Consider the following 14,761-nt stretch of genomic DNA (forward strand, 5'->3'; position numbering starts at 1 on the left):
ATAGCGGAATTGCGTGGGTACAAAGAACTCCAGACAATCCCCCAAACGAAAGAACCCGCCGGATCGCTCCGGCGGGTTCTTCATTTCTAAGGGATCAGCGAAGGATTATTCGCCGCCGCGGTTCTTGAGAGCCGCGCCGAGGATGTCGCCGAGCGAGGCACCCGAGTCGGACGAACCGAACTGAGCAACGGCCTCCTTCTCTTCCGCGATCTCCAGAGCCTTGATGGACAGCATGATCTTGCGGTCCTTCTTGGAGAAGTTGGTGACGCGGGCGTCGAAGACCTGGCCGACCGAGAAGCGCTCAGGGCGCTGCTCGTCGCGGTCGCGGGCGAGGTCGGCGCGACGGATGAAGGAAGTGATGTCTTCGTGGTTGACGAGCTTCACTTCGACGCCGCCGTCGTTAACAGCGATGACTTCGCAGGAAACGACTGCATTCTTGCGCAGGTCGCCGGAAGCAGCGGCTTCGCCGACTGCGTCCTTGCCGAGCTGCTTGATGCCGAGCGAGATGCGTTCCTTTTCGACGTCGACGTCGAGAACGACAGCCTTGACGACGTCGCCCTTGTTGTACTCTTCAATGACCTGTTCGCCCGGACGGTTCCAGTCGAGGTCGGAGAGGTGGACCATGCCGTCGACATCGCCATCTAGGCCGATGAACAGGCCGAATTCGGTCTTGTTCTTGACTTCGCCTTCGACTTCAGTGCCGGCCGGATGGCTGCGGGCGAATGCTGCCCACGGGTTTTCCAGCGTCTGCTTGAGGCCGAGCGAGATACGGCGCTTGGACGGATCGACTTCGAGAACGACGACTTCGACTTCCTGGCTCGTGGACAGGATCTTGCCGGGGTGAACGTTCTTCTTGGTCCAGGACATTTCCGAGATGTGGATCAGGCCTTCGATGCCCGGCTCCAGCTCGACGAACGCACCGTAGTCGGTGATGTTCGTGACGGTACCGGAAATCTTCTTGCCTTCCGGATACTTGGCCTGGATGCCATCCCACGGATCGGACTCGAGCTGCTTCATGCCGAGCGAGATACGGTGGGTTTCCTGGTTGATGCGGATGATCTGAACCTTGACCTGCTGGCCGATGTTCAGGATTTCCGACGGATGGTTCACACGGCGCCATGCCATGTCGGTGACGTGCAGCAGGCCGTCGATGCCGCCGAGGTCAACGAACGCACCGTAATCGGTGATGTTCTTGACGACGCCGTCAACAACCTGGCCTTCTTCGAGGTTCTGAACGATTTCAGAACGCTGCTCGGCACGGGATTCCTCCAGAACCGTACGGCGCGAAACCACGATGTTACCGCGGCGCTTGTCCATCTTGAGGATTTCGAAGGGCTGCGGGTTGTGCATCAGCGGGGTGACGTCGCGGATCGGGCGGATATCGACCTGAGAGCGCGGCAGGAAGGCGATCGCACCGTCGAGGTCGACCGTGAAGCCGCCCTTGACCTGGTTGAAGATAACGCCTTCGACACGCTCGCCGGCTTCGAACTTGGCTTCGAGCTTGATCCAGCTTTCTTCGCGGCGAGCCTTCTCGCGCGACAGAACTGCTTCGCCCAGCGCGTTTTCGATGCGCTCGACGTAAACTTCGACTTCGTCGCCGACCTTCAGCGAACCGTCCTTGGCACGTGCGCCGAATTCCTTGAGCGCGATGCGGCCTTCGACCTTCAGGCCGACGTCAACAACGGCGACATCCTTTTCGATGCCCGTGACGATACCCTTGGTAACATAGCCTTCGGCCAGATCGTTCTTGGCAAAGGACTCTTCGAGAAGGGCCGCGAAATCCTCGCGAGAGGGAGTAGCTACTGACATAAAATCTCCTGCGTGGCCTTCGATAGCGTCAAGGCTCACGTATGCGCCGGTTGGTTCGTGTTGAACGGGCCTGAACCCAGTCCGCCTTCTTTCACGAAGGCAATCCGGCGCTTGGACGGAATTTCAGGCTTTTCTCGCATTGCGTCCCGCGCTTGAAGCACGGAAAGCCGCTTATTTTTAGGCATTTCGGCTCAAGGCAGCGTCGATGATCGACCTGGCAGCTTGAAACGCGGCCTCTATACTCATTTCCGACGTGTCAAGCAAGTGCGCATCGACTGCCGGTTTCATCGGGCTGTCCGCCCTGTTCATGTCACGATCGTCGCGCCGTTTCACGTCCTCGAAGATCGCGTCGAAATCCGCTGATCCGCCCTTGCCGATGATCTCATCGTAACGGCGCTTCGCACGGACTTCCGGCGATGCCGTCACATAGAGTTTCACTGGTGCGTCGGGGCAAACGACGGTACCGATATCGCGCCCGTCGAGAACCGCCCCCGGCGCTTTCTCGGAAAACCGCCGCTGCGCCTCGACCAGCGCCCGGCGAACTGCCGGCATCACGGCAATCTTCGAGGCGGCTTCTCCGATCTCATGTCTCGACAATATATCGCGATCGAGCCCGGCCAGTTCAACCTCGCGCGCCATCTTTTCAGCGATCGTCTCGTCGTCGAGCGGCAGGCCGGCATCGATGAGCGCCTTGGCGGCCGCCCGATAGGTGAGGCCGGTATCGAGGTGGTGGAACCCGTATTGTTCGGCGATCCCTCGCGAAAGGGTGCCTTTGCCTGCCGCGGCTGGGCCGTCGATGGCGATGATGAAGCTGCCGCTCATGAAGTCATTCCGTGCCGAGGCCGCCGTAGCGGCGTACCAGTTCCTGCATTTCGGCCTGCTCTGCCATCTCGGTGAGGCCCTTGGCAACACCCTCACGGTCGGCGACCGGCCGGTTCTGGCTCACCTTCCATTTGCCCTCGATCTCGGCGATCTCGATTTCCACGCCGATGATGCCCTTGAGCTGCGCACGGATGAAGCCCTCTGGCGCGTCACCGATCGACCAGGGTTTCTCACGCAGGCCCTCATGTTCGCCAGTGATTGCGTTGATCTGCGAAAGCAGCCAGCCGGCATCCTCGATTACCCGGGCCGGCCCGCGCGCCTGCACGATCGCATAATTCCAGGTCGGCACCTCTTTGCCGGTCTCGGCCTTGGTCTTGTACCAGGAAGGCGTGACATAGGAATTAGCGCCTTGGAAGACGGCAAGCACCGGCGCACCAGCGGCGATATCGCGCCACTGCCCGTTCGCCCGCGCCAGATGCAGTCGGAGCGTGCCTTTTTCCGATGCGCCGGCATCGAGATGGAACGGCACGGAGTTAGCGATCAATCCGGAGGCGCCTGCCGTAATCAGCAGGCCAAGCGGGTGCGCGCGCATCAGCGCATGCTGCACATTGAGATCGTCTTCGCGGAAATGTGGCGGCTGGTACATGTCAGGCCTGCTCGATCCCTGCCCCGAGACTTTTCATCAGATCCATGAACTGCGGAAAGCTGGTTGCAATCATGCTGCTGTCATCGATGCCGACAGGATGCTCCGAAGCCAGCCCCATGACAAGGAAGCTCATGGCGATACGATGGTCGAGATGCGTCGCGACCCACTTGACTGCGGCATTGCCGAGCCCCTTTCCGTCCGGCCGGCCGGTAACGGAAAGCCAGTCCTTGCCTTCCTCGCATTCGACGCCGTTGAGCTTCAGCCCGTCAGCGACGGTCGAGAGCCGGTCTGACTCCTTGACCCGCAGCTCCTGCAGGCCGCTCATGACAGTCCGGCCCTTGGCGAAGGCGGCGGCGACGGCAAGAACCGGATATTCATCGATCATCGATGGTACACGTTCTGCCGGCACGCTGACGCCCGTCAGTTCGGAGTGGCGCACGCGCAGATCCGCCACATCCTCGCCGCCTGCAAGGCGCGGGTTGAGGATCTCGATATCGGCGCCCATCTCCCGCAGCGTCAGGACCAGCCCGGTTCTCGTCGGGTTCATCAGCACATTGGGAATGATGATGTCCGAGCCCGGCACCAGCAAAGCCGCCACGAGCGGGAAAGCAGCGGAGGAGAGGTCGCCGGGCACGTCGATGATCTGGCCGGTCAGCCTGCCGCGGCCTTGCAGCCGGACCGTCCGCGTGCCGCCCTTGTCGGCCTCGACCGACAGTTCCGCGCCGAAGCCTGCCAGCATCTTTTCCGTATGGTCACGCGTGATGGCCGGCTCGATAACCGTCGTCACACCCGGTATATTGAGGCCTGCCAGCAGCACCGCCGATTTCACCTGCGCCGAGGCGACGGGCAGGGTGTAGCGGATCGGAGCTGGCGTTTCCGGCCCGCGCAGCATGACCGGCAGGCGGTCGCCCTCCACGGTCTTCACCTGCACGCCCATGCGGCGCAACGGATCGAGCACGCGGCCCATCGGCCGCCGGGAGAGCGAGGCGTCGCCGGTAAGGACGGTGTCGAAATCATAGACGCCGGCAAGGCCCATGATCAGGCGTGCGCCGGTGCCGGAATTGCCGAAATCGAGCGGAACCTCCGGCGCAAGCAATGCGCCGTTGCCTGTTCCGTTGATGATCCAAACGCCGCCTTCCTTGCGGATCACGGCACCCATGGCCTGCATCGCCTTCCCGGTATTTAGTACATCCTCGCCTTCGAGGAGCCCGGCAATGCGCGTTTCCCCCGATGCCAGCCCGCCGAGCATGAGTGCGCGATGCGAGATCGATTTGTCGCCGGGAATGCGAACGGTTCCGGAAAGCCCGGAGGATCTGCGGGCGATGGCCGGCTTCGATGCGGAACCCTGCGACATGGGTTAATCCCTTGCAAAGGCAATATTTTCGGGCCGCTCACACCTCGGAACCGGCATATTTTTCCGGCGGGCTTTGCGGCAATCGCGGCTGGTTAGCACAAACTTGCCGAGCGGTCATCCGGAATGCCGGGCAAAAGCCTGAAGTGCCCCATGAAGTTTAGCTTTGACACGGGAAGCCGTAGCGATTAAGGGGACCGGCTTATAAATTCCGAATAGAACGCCGGTTTGACGGCATTTGCCGAATCTCGCATTCGGCCATTCTCACGAGGCTTATAGTGGCGAAAGCGGAACTTGGAACCAAGCGCACCGATCCGGAAACCGGCAAGAAGTTCTACGACTTGAACCGGGACCCGATCGTCTCCCCTTACACCGGTAAATCCTACCCCCTGTCCTTCTTCGAAGAAACCTCGGCAATCGCTGAAGTTCAGGATGAGGACGAGGTTGCCGAAGTCGATACCGAAAACACCGAAGTCGAACTGGTTTCGCTCGAAGATGCCGAAGACGGCGCTTCCGGCGACGATATCCCCGATATGGGTGACGACGATGTCGAAATCGAAGGCGATGACGACGATACCTTCCTCGAAGCCGACGAAGATGACGAAGATGACGACATGAGCGACATCATCGGCGTCACCGGCGACGAAGAAGACGTCTGATCGAACGAATACCGGCCCGGATGACAAAAATTTTCCGGGCCGGATCTTTTGGGCTTGCCATCTGCGAAAACCGCAAGTAATAAGCCGCCACTCCAGAGGGAACGCCCTCCGGACCATCCCAGGACCGGCGCAGGCCGGACCACCCTGATGGGGCTATAGCTCAGCTGGGAGAGCGCTTGCATGGCATGCAAGAGGTCAGCGGTTCGATCCCGCTTAGCTCCACCAAACCCTCCAAATGCGGTTCAATAAACACGTCAGGTCAATATAACTGACATTTTTCGGTGATTGCTCAGTTGCCGCTTTGCCAGCGGCTGAAAGCGGGTTTTTATATTGGCCGTCGAAGTCAACCGATTCGACATTTCCCGGACCCGAACCTATGACACGAGCAAGACGCCGCCGCATCATCAGAACCCGTAGGACCGCGACCGGACTTGCGCTGGTTGGCTCGATTTCCTTCCTTGCAGGAATGACGGATGCGACCGGCCTGCTTCTGACCGGCGACTTCGTATCCTTCATGACCGGCAATACGACGCGGGCGGCTCTTGCGCTGAGCAGTGGCGATGTCAGGCACGCCGCCGTGCTGCTGTCTGCCATCATCGTCTTCGTGCTTGGCAATGCCGCCGGCATCGTCGTCGCCCACCGGGCCGAACGGCGCATCTTCGTCGTGCTCTGCTGCGTCAGCCTCATGCTGGCGCTGGCCTCGATGATGACGCCGCAGGATCTGTTGATGACACGTTTCTATATGATCGTTCTCACAATGGGCATGGTGAATGCGGCGGTCGAGCATATAGAAGGACTGCCGATCGGCCTGACCTATGTGACCGGCGCACTGTCGCGCTTCGGCCGCGGCATAGGCCGCTGGATCATCGGCGACCGACGCCTCGACTGGACGATCCAGATCGTGCCGTGGGGCGGCATGGTGCTCGGCGCCATCAGCGGTGCCCTCATGACCCGTCTTGTGGGCGCGCAGGCGCTGTGGCTGGTCTCCATCTTCGCGATGGCGCTGGCGATTGTCGCCCTGTTTATTCCCCGCCCGCTGCAGCGGCGGTTCAATCAAAAGATTGCAGCTCCCCAACCACATCCTGTGCACACTAGGTAACGGCCATCATTGCGGTCGTTTTCGAATCGGGTAGGAAGGCCAGACGCTATCTGGTGAGGAGTTGAATCTGTTCGTATTTTCGAAGCTCGTCTGGATCTTTGGCCGTACCTTGCCGGCCGCACCTCGGCACTCTTTCCGAGCTGAGGACTATTTCTTGGAGATGGTGACGAATTTCGTGCCGCGCACGCGGGTGGTGACGACACAGGGGTCGCCGCCGGTGCGGTCGCAGAAGCGCGGGCTCATTTTCATGGCGAGTACCATATTGCCGAAGCGCTGCACGAAGTCGTAGCCGAAGATCTGTGCGGTCGCGATCATGAAGTAGCCGCCTTCGGCCACCTGCAGATAGAAATTATAGGTGCAGCCGTCTTCATTGCACTGCGGACCCTTCTGGCCGTCGCAGGTAAGTTCGCCCTCGTTGACGACCGCGTCCATCAGCCCGTCATTGTTGATATCCTGGCGGATGAGGAAGCCGTCACCGAAGGATGCTTCCGTGCATTGTTCCTGGAAATGCTTCTTCTCGTAGATCTCCGGATCGGAGATCAGCGATTGCTGGGCGAAGGCCGCAACCGGCATGACCAGTAGCAAAACGACGTTCAGGAGTACGAGCAGCAGCTTCACGGCTTTCCTCTTTTGGATAAAGGCTCTCTGGCCTTCCATTCTCTATGCGCCGCCTTGCGCCGCCCTTGCCGCGATGATTCAGTGTGCCTCGTTCGCCGGTTTGGAGGCTTCGATGTCATTGCTCGTCTATCTCGATTACGCCGGCATTGCCCTCTTTGCCGCAACCGGCGCGCTGGCCGCCTCGCGCAAGCAGCTCGACCTGATAGGCTTCCTGTTTTTCGCGATCGTAACGGGGACGGGCGGCGGCACGGTGCGCGATATCATTCTCGGCCGCGTGCCGGTCTTCTGGGTGTTGAACCCGTTCTATATCGTCATCTGCTGCATTGCCGGTGTCGTCGTCTTCTTTACCGCCCATCTCCTGGAATCGCGCTATCGCCTGCTGATCTGGCTCGATGCGGTCGGCCTTGCCGCCTATTGTGTGCTCGGCGCCGCCAAAGGGCTGGCCGCCACCGGCTCGCCGACGATCGCCATTGTCACCGGCGCCCTGACGGCGACTTTCGGCGGCATCCTGCGCGATCTCCTGGCAAACGAACCATCCGTGCTGCTGCGCCCGGAAATCTACGTGACGGCGGCTCTCGTGGGATCCGGTGTCTTTACCAGCGTCAATGCGCTAGGCGCTGAGATATATATCGCGTCGGCTTGCGGTGTCTTGGCGGCCTTTGCAGTGCGTGGCGGAGCCCTGTGGTTCGGCTGGACATTCCCGACCTACAAGCACCGACCCGGCCGGCATCCCGATGATGTAATGTGATATCAGATCTGCTTCTGCCGCAGGCGGATCACCACGTCGACATGAGCAATTTCCATGCCTTCGGGCGGCGGCGGCAGATTGTCGATGGTCAGATTGCTGATCGGAATATCGAGCACCTCGTTTTCGCCTTCGACGAAAAAGTGATGGTGGTCGGAGACATTGGTGTCGAAATAGGTCTTGGCGCTCTCGACGGCGAGGACACGGATCATGCCGGCTTCGGTGAACTGGTGCAGCGTATTGTAAACCGTCGCGAGCGAAACCGGTACGCCGGCAGCAACAGCCTCCTCGTGCAGTTCCTCGACGGTCAAATGCCGGTCTCCCTTGGCGAACAGGAGATCGCCAAGCGCAACGCGCTGGCGGGTGGGACGCAGGCCTGCGCTGCGCAGCCTTACCTCAATGGCGATCGGGGCTTCACCCGTCATTGACACCAACTCCGGTTATTCTGGCGAAAAGCAATCATGTTTGTTCAAAGCGATATAACTTTTGCGCAAAAGCCTTTCAATAGTTCAATGGGGACAAGAGCCTTCGAAAGGCCGCAAAAACAGGCTTTTCACGCAATTAGGTCTGGTCGCGGCCTTGGCCTTCCTGTATGCGACCACCAAATACTGGCTCAGGCCCGGTCCGGAACCAAGAAATGAAGCCGCCATGCTTGCGCTTCATTTTCTGGTGAACTTGGACTAAAGACACACATCCATCGCCAAGAACGCGGGGGGAAACAGAGATTTATGACGACCAGACAGTCCAGCTACTCGTACGAAGAACTTATCGCCTGCGCACATGGTGAGTTGTTCGGGCCTGGCAATGCGCAGCTGCCTTTGCCGCCCATGCTGATGGTTCATCGGATCACGGATATCTCTGAAACGGGCGGCGCCTTCGACAAGGGCTATCTGCGGGCCGAATACGATGTTCGCCCTGACGACTGGTATTTCCCCTGCCATTTCGAAGGCAATCCGATCATGCCGGGCTGCCTCGGCCTTGACGGCATGTGGCAGTTGACCGGCTTCTACCTGGGTTGGCTCGGTGAACAGGGCCGCGGCATGGCGCTCTCGACCGGCGAAGTAAAGTTCAAGGGCATGGTCCGCCCGCACACGAAGCTGATTGAATACGGTATCGACTTCAAGCGCGTCATGCGTGGCCGTCTGGTGCTCGGCACTGCCGATGGCTGGCTGAAGGCGGATGGCGAAACCATTTATCAGGCGACCGATCTTCGCGTCGGTCTCTCGAAAGACAAGACGGCCTGAAAACCACATTTCGAGCGGCTCACGAAAACAACAAGGGTTTGATCAGATGAGACGGGTAGTTGTCACGGGTCTGGGTGTCGTGTCTTCGATCGGAAACGACGCGGCCGAAGTCACCGAATCCTTGCGGCAGGCAAAGTCGGGTATTTCCTTCTCCAGCGATTTCGCCGAACACGGCTTCAAGTGCCAGGTTTGGGGCAGTCCCAAGCTCGGCGCCGACAAGCTCGCCGAACTGGTCGATCGCCGTGCCATGCGCTTCCTGTCTCAGGGCGGCGCCTGGAACCACGTCGCCATGAAGCAGGCGATCGCCGATTCCGGTCTGGAAGACAAGGAATACAGCGAAAACGAGCGCGTCGGCATCATCATGGGCTCCGGCGGTCCGTCTACGCGCACGCTCATCGAGGCGGCCGAGATCACCGTCAAGAACAACAGCCCGAAGCGCATCGGTCCCTTCGCCGTACCGAAGGCCATGTCATCCACCGCTTCCGCAACGCTTGCCACCTGGTTCAAGATCCATGGTGTCAACTATTCGATCTCGTCTGCCTGCTCGACCTCCGCGCACTGCATTGGCAATGCCGTGGAAATGATCCAGTGGGGCAAGCAGGACATGATGTTTGCAGGCGGCCACGAAGACCTCGACTGGACGATGTCGAACCTCTTCGACGCGATGGGCGCCATGTCTTCCAAGTACAACGATACGCCGGACACGGCCTCGCGCGCCTATGACGTCAGCCGTGACGGCTTCGTTATCGCGGGCGGTGCGGGCGTCCTCGTCCTCGAGGAGCTGGAACACGCCAAGGCACGTGGCGCCAAGATTTATGCCGAGATCATCGGCTACGGTGCGACCTCGGACGGCTATGACATGGTCGCTCCTTCGGGCGAAGGTGCTATCCGCTGCATGCGTCAGGCGCTGGCGACCGTGAAGGGCGACGTCGATTATATCAATACGCACGGCACCTCGACGCCGGTCGGCGACAGCAAGGAAATCGGCGCCATCCGCGAGGTCTTTGGCGACAAGATTCCGCATATCCAGTCCACCAAGTCGCTGACGGGCCACTCGCTCGGTGCTGCCGGTGTGCAGGAATCGATCTATTCGCTGCTGATGATGCAGGAAGGTTTCATCGGCGAAAGCGCGCACATCACTGAACTCGACCCGGAATTTGAAGGCGTGCCGATCGTCCGCAAGCGCATCGACAATGCCAAAATTGATATTGCTCTCTCCAACTCTTTCGGCTTCGGCGGCACCAACGCCACGCTCGTATTCCAGCGCTACAACGGATAATAACAATGACCGGAATCATGCAGGGTAAGCGCGGCCTCATCATGGGCGTCGCAAACAACCATTCGATCGCCTGGGGGATTTCAAAGGCGCTCGCTGCACAGGGCGCAGAACTCGCTTTTACCTTCCAGGGCGATGCCCTTGGAAAGCGCGTCAAGCCGCTTGCAGCCGAACTCGGTTCTGATTTTCTGCTGCCCTGCGATGTTGAAGATATCGCTTCGGTCGATACGGTCATCGACACGATCAAGGAGCGCTGGGGCAAGCTCGATTTCATCGTCCACGCCATCGGCTTTTCCGACAAGAACGAGCTGAAGGGTCTCTACGCCGATACCACGCGCGAAAATTTCAGCCGCACCATGGTCATTTCCTGTTTCTCCTTCACGGAGATCGCCAAGCGCTGTGCACCGCTGATGGAAGATGGCGGCACGATGCTGACGCTGACCTATAACGGCTCCACGCGCGTCATCCCGAACTACAATGTCATGGGCGTCGCCAAGGCCGCTCTGGAAGCCTCCGTGCGCTATCTGGCGGCTGATTACGGTCCGCGCGGCATCCGCGTCAATGCCATTTCCGCAGGCCCGATCCGAACGCTCGCCGGCGCCGGCATTTCGGACGCGCGCGCCATCCTGTCGTGGAACCAGCGCAATGCCCCGCTGCGCAAGACCGTCACCATCGATCAGGTCGGCAGCTCCGCGCTGTATCTGCTTTCGGATCTCTCGACGGGCGTGACCGGCGAAATTCACTTCGTCGATGCCGGTTACAACATCACCTCCATGCCGACGCTGGAGACGCTGCGCAAGGCAGACGTCGAGTAAGGCTTGGATAGGCTTCAAATGAAGAAGGCGGCCACGTGGCCGCCTTTTTCATTTCCGTGCCCACAAGACCTTGAAGCGGGCGTTACGGCAGGTCTCGCCGCTATCCTTGAAATGGTCCGCAAGCACCGGTTCATAGGGCAAGCCGCGATTGGCGACCAGCATCAGGCGCCCGCCGCCGCGCAGCGAAGAGGCCGCCGTCTTGATCATTGCCTGGCCAAGCGAAGGCTCAGCCGCGTGACCCTCATGGAAGGGCGGGTTCATGATGACGAGATCGTATTTGTCCCGCACCTGCTCGCCCGCCAGATCGTGCCAGAAGAAGCGCACAGGCGCGTCCGGGCAGTTCTCCGCCAGATTGGCCTTGGCGGCCTCCAGGGCCTCGTAGTTGGCTTCGTAGAGGTCGAGGCGGGCAAGGTTCGGTGATTTCTGTGCCAGCTCGACGGAAAGATAGCCCCAGCCGGCGCCGAAATCGGCCGCATCGCCGGTAAAATCGGTCGGCAGGCGCGAGGCGAGAAGCTGTGAACCGGCATCGAGCCGATCGTGCGAGAACATGCCGGGCGAGGCGATGAAGCGGCCCTCGACGCGTACCGGCGATTTTCCGAACTTCGAGACGATCTCGCTGACATCGGCCGGCCGCCCGAACCAGAAGGCGACGCCATGATATTTCGGCATGTGTTCGGTATCGAGGCCGAAGCTCTCCACACGCTTGCGCAGCGGCTGGATGCCATCTTCCTTGCCGCCGGCGACAAGGATCAGGCCGCCGGCCTTCACGCGGGAAAGAGCAGCGGCGATATTCGCCTCGTTCTCGCCCTTGTGTTTGGTGCAGAGCACCAGCGCCGCATCATAATCCTCACCTTCGATCTCCGGCTTGGCCTCGATGCGCTGCGCCAGAAGCTGCCTGTAGAGCGGCTTGAAGCCCTGTACGGCATCCAGGGATGCGGCAAAGCCCTCGGGCAGCGCAAAGCCTGCCTCTGCGCCAAGGAAAAGCACGCGCTCGCCTTCGCCGGGCGATGCTACCGTTTCGCTGACAAAGGGATGGAAGAGGGTTTTAAGCGTTTCGCGGCTCATGGTCTGGTCCCGTCATCTGGAGCAATTCCAGGAAAAATGCGCAGCGGTTCTCCGTCCGCAATTGCGCAAAGGTCGAATACAAAAAGGGCGCGGAAATAGTCCCGCGCCCGGATATCAGAGGAGGAGACGCGGCTTATTCGGCCGCTTCTTCCTTCTTCTTGTCGCCCTTTTCGGCAGCCGGGATTTCCTGGCCGGTGGCCTGGTCGACAACCTTCATGGACAGGCGAACCTTGCCGCGCTCGTCGAAGCCGAGCAGCTTGACCCAGACCTTGTCGCCTTCCTTGACGACATCCTGGGTCTTGGCGACGCGCTCGGAAGCAAGCTGCGAGATGTGCACGAGACCGTCGCGAGCGCCGAAGAAGTTGACGAAGGCGCCGAAGTCAGCGGTCTTGACAACAGTGCCTTCGTAGATCTGGCCGATTTCCGGCTCGGCGACGATCGAGTGGATCCACTTGCGGGCCGCTTCGATTTCCTTGCCCGAGGAGGAGGCGATCTTGACGGTGCCGTCGTCCTCGATGTTGATCTTCGCGCCGGTCTTTTCGACGATTTCGCGGATGACCTTGCCGCCGGAGCCGATGACTTCGCGGATCTTGTCGACCGGAATGTTCATGACTTCGATGCGCGGAGCGAATTCGCCGAGCTGGCCGCGGCTTTCGGTGATGGCCTTCGCCATTTCGCCGAGAATGTGGGCGCGACCACCCTGGGCCTGGCCAAGGGCGACCTTCATGATCTCTTCGGTGATACCGGCGATCTTGATGTCCATCTGCAGCGAGGTGATGCCATCGGCGGTACCTGCAACCTTGAAGTCCATGTCGCCGAGGTGATCTTCGTCACCGAGAATGTCGGAGAGGACGGCGAAACGATCGCCTTCCAGGATAAGACCCATGGCGATACCCGCAACCGGCTTGGCGAGCGGTACACCTGCATCCATCAGCGCCAGCGAGGTGCCGCAGACAGTAGCCATCGAGGACGAGCCGTTCGACTCGGTGATCTCGGAGACGACCCGCAGCGTGTAGGGGAACTGTTCGGCCGACGGCAGCATCGGACGGATGGCGCGCCATGCGAGCTTGCCATGGCCGATTTCACGGCGACCCGGGGAACCCATACGGCCGGTTTCGCCAACCGAGTAGGGAGGGAAGTTGTAATGGAGCAGGAAGCGCTCTTTGTACATGCCCGTCAGGGAATCGACATACTGCTCGTCTTCGCCGGTGCCGAGGGTGGCAACCACGATCGCCTGCGTTTCACCGCGCGTGAAGAGCGCCGAACCATGCGTGCGCGGCAGAAGACCGACTTCCGAAACAATCGGACGAACGGTTTCGAGGTCGCGACCGTCGATGCGGCTCTTGGTGTCGAGAATGTTCCAGCGGACGATCTTGGCCTGCAGGTGCTTGAAGATCGCGCCGACTTCTTCGGCCGTGTAGCGGGCTTCGCCTTCTTCGGGGAGGAAGTGCGCCTTCACCTTGGCCTTCACGGCGTCGACGGCTGCGTAGCGGTCGGCCTTCTGGGTGATCTTGTAGGCTTCGCGAAGTTCACCTTCGGCAAGGCCGAGCATTTCGGATTCGAGAGCGGAGTAGTCTTCCGGCTGGAAGTCACGCGGCTCCTTGGCGGCAACTTCCGCGAGCTTGATGATTGCGTCGAGAACCGGCTGGAAGCCCTTGTGGCCGAACATGACGGCGCCGAGCATGACGTCTTCCGGAAGTTCCTTGGCTTCGGATTCGACCATCAGGACGGCATCGTAGGTACCGGCAACGACGAGGTCGAGGCTCGATTCATCCATCTCGTCGAGATGCGGGTTGAGAACGTATTCGCCATTGATGTAGCCGACGCGTGCGCCGCCGACCGGACCCATGAAGGGAACGCCTGACAGCGTCAGAGCAGCGGAGGTCGCGACCATGGACAGGATGTCCGGGTTGTTCTCGAGGTCGTGCTGGATGACGGTGACGACGACCTGCGTGTCGTTCTTGTAACCCTCCGGGAAGAGCGGGCGGATCGGACGGTCGATGAGGCGGGAAACGAGGGTTTCGTTTTCGCTCGGACGGCCTTCGCGCTTGAAGTAGCCGCCGGGGATCTTGCCGGCCGCATAGGTCTTTTCCTGATAATTGACCGTCAGCGGGAAGAAGTCCTGGCCGGGCTTCGGAGCCTTGGCGGAAACGACGGTCGCGAGAACGACGGTTTCGCCATAAGTGGCGAGTACGGCGCCGTCAGCCTGACGGGCGATCTTGCCGGTCTCGAGCTTGAGCGGGCGGCCTGCCCACTCGATTTCTACTTTATGTGTATCGAACATGTCTTGTCCTTCAATGCGGCCAGTGCGCCTTCTCCATCAGGAGCAGCGCAGGGTCGTCCGCAATCAGTGTGACGTATCACGGGCAAGACAACGGGAAGCTTCGGGCGGACGATTTCCTTTGGGAAACCGGGCCAAAGCTCTTGCGAAACTCTGGCCGAAAGCATCCGGCAATCCTGCCCCATGACAGGTCAACGGTTGGTCTGGCAGAACCGGCCCATCCGGGTCTGCCGTATTTCCATCACGCAGATAGCGCGCGCCTGGAAAATGTCACCGGGAGACGCACTCCCGAAAAAGCATCCGGCGGGCAAAGAGCTTCGCCCGCCGGAAA

Annotated in this window: 14 protein-coding genes and 1 tRNA gene; 7 read left to right on the plus strand and 8 right to left on the minus strand. The window is 60.4% G+C overall.

The window, feature by feature from the left end; genetic code table 11:
• Nucleotides 1-105: 105 nt before the first annotated feature.
• From rpsA to aroA, 4 genes are all read right to left on the minus strand, one after another.
• The gene (gene rpsA, locus FHT82_RS06090; protein ID WP_183727419.1) at nt 106-1,809 is read right to left on the minus strand and encodes a 30S ribosomal protein S1; all 1,704 of its coding nucleotides are present in this window, start codon (nt 1,807-1,809) and stop codon (nt 106-108) included.
• Nucleotides 1,810-1,986: 177 nt separating this feature from the next.
• On the minus strand, nt 1,987-2,631 hold the full coding sequence (gene cmk / locus FHT82_RS06095; protein WP_183727421.1) for a (d)CMP kinase: 645 nt from the start codon (nt 2,629-2,631) through the stop codon (nt 1,987-1,989).
• 4 nt (nt 2,632-2,635) lie between these two features.
• Nucleotides 2,636-3,277 carry an FMN-binding negative transcriptional regulator gene (locus FHT82_RS06100; RefSeq protein WP_183727423.1) on the minus strand — a complete coding sequence of 214 codons (642 nt, stop codon included), beginning with the start codon at nt 3,275-3,277 and terminating at the stop codon, nt 2,636-2,638.
• Nucleotide 3,278: 1 nt separating this feature from the next.
• Complete coding sequence (gene aroA, locus FHT82_RS06105) at nt 3,279-4,631, minus strand: 3-phosphoshikimate 1-carboxyvinyltransferase (protein ID WP_183727425.1); 1,353 nt, start codon at nt 4,629-4,631, stop codon at nt 3,279-3,281.
• Between the two features lie 275 nt (nt 4,632-4,906).
• Here aroA and FHT82_RS06110 point away from each other — a divergent pair, with 275 nt between their 5' ends.
• The 3 genes from FHT82_RS06110 (at nt 4,907) to FHT82_RS06120 (ending at nt 6,386) form a co-directional block, all read left to right on the plus strand.
• Nucleotides 4,907-5,287: a TIGR02300 family protein gene (locus FHT82_RS06110; RefSeq protein ID WP_183727427.1), complete on the plus strand. Its 381-nt coding sequence runs from the start codon at nt 4,907-4,909 to the stop codon at nt 5,285-5,287.
• Between the two features lie 149 nt (nt 5,288-5,436).
• Nucleotides 5,437-5,512: transfer RNA gene (locus FHT82_RS06115), tRNA-Ala, on the plus strand.
• A 151-nt stretch (nt 5,513-5,663) separates the two neighbouring features.
• Nucleotides 5,664-6,386: a YoaK family protein gene (locus FHT82_RS06120; RefSeq protein WP_183727429.1), complete on the plus strand. Its 723-nt coding sequence runs from the start codon at nt 5,664-5,666 to the stop codon at nt 6,384-6,386.
• Between the two features lie 147 nt (nt 6,387-6,533).
• On the opposite strand, the gene FHT82_RS06125 is transcribed toward FHT82_RS06120, so the two are convergent.
• Nucleotides 6,534-7,043 (minus strand): hypothetical protein, encoded by a 510-nt coding sequence (locus tag FHT82_RS06125; RefSeq protein WP_183727431.1) that lies wholly within the window; start codon nt 7,041-7,043, stop codon nt 6,534-6,536.
• A gap of 73 nt (nt 7,044-7,116) precedes the next feature.
• On the opposite strand from FHT82_RS06125, the gene FHT82_RS06130 reads away from it, so the two are divergent.
• Nucleotides 7,117-7,752 carry a trimeric intracellular cation channel family protein gene (locus FHT82_RS06130; protein WP_183727433.1) on the plus strand — a complete coding sequence of 212 codons (636 nt, stop codon included), beginning with the start codon at nt 7,117-7,119 and terminating at the stop codon, nt 7,750-7,752.
• A 2-nt stretch (nt 7,753-7,754) separates the two neighbouring features.
• On the opposite strand, the gene irrA is transcribed toward FHT82_RS06130, so the two are convergent.
• Nucleotides 7,755-8,174 carry an iron response transcriptional regulator IrrA gene (gene irrA / locus FHT82_RS06135; RefSeq protein WP_183727435.1) on the minus strand — a complete coding sequence of 140 codons (420 nt, stop codon included), beginning with the start codon at nt 8,172-8,174 and terminating at the stop codon, nt 7,755-7,757.
• Between the two features lie 303 nt (nt 8,175-8,477).
• Between irrA and fabA the strand changes: the two genes are divergently transcribed.
• The 3 genes from fabA to fabI are packed head-to-tail and all read left to right on the plus strand — an operon-like array spanning nt 8,478 to nt 11,084.
• On the plus strand, nt 8,478-8,993 hold the full coding sequence (fabA, locus tag FHT82_RS06140; protein ID WP_007814145.1) for a 3-hydroxyacyl-[acyl-carrier-protein] dehydratase FabA: 516 nt from the start codon (nt 8,478-8,480) through the stop codon (nt 8,991-8,993).
• Between the two features lie 46 nt (nt 8,994-9,039).
• The gene (gene fabB / locus FHT82_RS06145; protein ID WP_183727437.1) at nt 9,040-10,272 is read left to right on the plus strand and encodes a beta-ketoacyl-ACP synthase I; all 1,233 of its coding nucleotides are present in this window, start codon (nt 9,040-9,042) and stop codon (nt 10,270-10,272) included.
• Nucleotides 10,273-10,277: 5 nt separating this feature from the next.
• The gene (fabI, locus tag FHT82_RS06150) at nt 10,278-11,084 is read left to right on the plus strand and encodes an enoyl-ACP reductase FabI (protein WP_183727439.1); all 807 of its coding nucleotides are present in this window, start codon (nt 10,278-10,280) and stop codon (nt 11,082-11,084) included.
• 48 nt (nt 11,085-11,132) lie between these two features.
• Here fabI and FHT82_RS06155 read toward each other — a convergent pair whose 3' ends face one another.
• Nucleotides 11,133-12,149, minus strand: coding sequence for a class I SAM-dependent methyltransferase (locus tag FHT82_RS06155; protein WP_183727441.1), 1,017 nt, complete (start codon nt 12,147-12,149; stop codon nt 11,133-11,135).
• A 133-nt stretch (nt 12,150-12,282) separates the two neighbouring features.
• On the minus strand, nt 12,283-14,433 hold the full coding sequence (gene pnp / locus FHT82_RS06160; RefSeq protein ID WP_183727443.1) for a polyribonucleotide nucleotidyltransferase: 2,151 nt from the start codon (nt 14,431-14,433) through the stop codon (nt 12,283-12,285).
• Nucleotides 14,434-14,761 lie beyond the last annotated feature (328 nt).

This window comes from Rhizobium sp. BK275, assembly GCF_014193555.1.
Classification (GTDB): domain Bacteria; phylum Pseudomonadota; class Alphaproteobacteria; order Rhizobiales; family Rhizobiaceae; genus Rhizobium.

Coding starts and splice junctions, on each gene's coding strand:
- rpsA (WP_183727419.1), bottom strand. CDS start 1,809: ATGTCAGTAGCTACTCCCTCTCGCGAGGATTTCGCGGCCCTTCTCGAA.
- cmk (WP_183727421.1), bottom strand. CDS start 2,631: ATGAGCGGCAGCTTCATCATCGCCATCGACGGCCCAGCCGCGGCAGGC.
- FHT82_RS06100 (WP_183727423.1), bottom strand. CDS start 3,277: ATGTACCAGCCGCCACATTTCCGCGAAGACGATCTCAATGTGCAGCAT.
- aroA (WP_183727425.1), bottom strand. CDS start 4,631: ATGTCGCAGGGTTCCGCATCGAAGCCGGCCATCGCCCGCAGATCCTCC.
- FHT82_RS06120 (WP_183727429.1), top strand. CDS start 5,664: ATGACACGAGCAAGACGCCGCCGCATCATCAGAACCCGTAGGACCGCG.
- FHT82_RS06125 (WP_183727431.1), bottom strand. CDS start 7,043: ATGGAAGGCCAGAGAGCCTTTATCCAAAAGAGGAAAGCCGTGAAGCTG.
- FHT82_RS06130 (WP_183727433.1), top strand. CDS start 7,117: ATGTCATTGCTCGTCTATCTCGATTACGCCGGCATTGCCCTCTTTGCC.
- irrA (WP_183727435.1), bottom strand. CDS start 8,174: ATGACGGGTGAAGCCCCGATCGCCATTGAGGTAAGGCTGCGCAGCGCA.
- fabA (WP_007814145.1), top strand. CDS start 8,478: ATGACGACCAGACAGTCCAGCTACTCGTACGAAGAACTTATCGCCTGC.
- fabB (WP_183727437.1), top strand. CDS start 9,040: ATGAGACGGGTAGTTGTCACGGGTCTGGGTGTCGTGTCTTCGATCGGA.
- fabI (WP_183727439.1), top strand. CDS start 10,278: ATGACCGGAATCATGCAGGGTAAGCGCGGCCTCATCATGGGCGTCGCA.
- FHT82_RS06155 (WP_183727441.1), bottom strand. CDS start 12,149: ATGAGCCGCGAAACGCTTAAAACCCTCTTCCATCCCTTTGTCAGCGAA.
- pnp (WP_183727443.1), bottom strand. CDS start 14,433: ATGTTCGATACACATAAAGTAGAAATCGAGTGGGCAGGCCGCCCGCTC.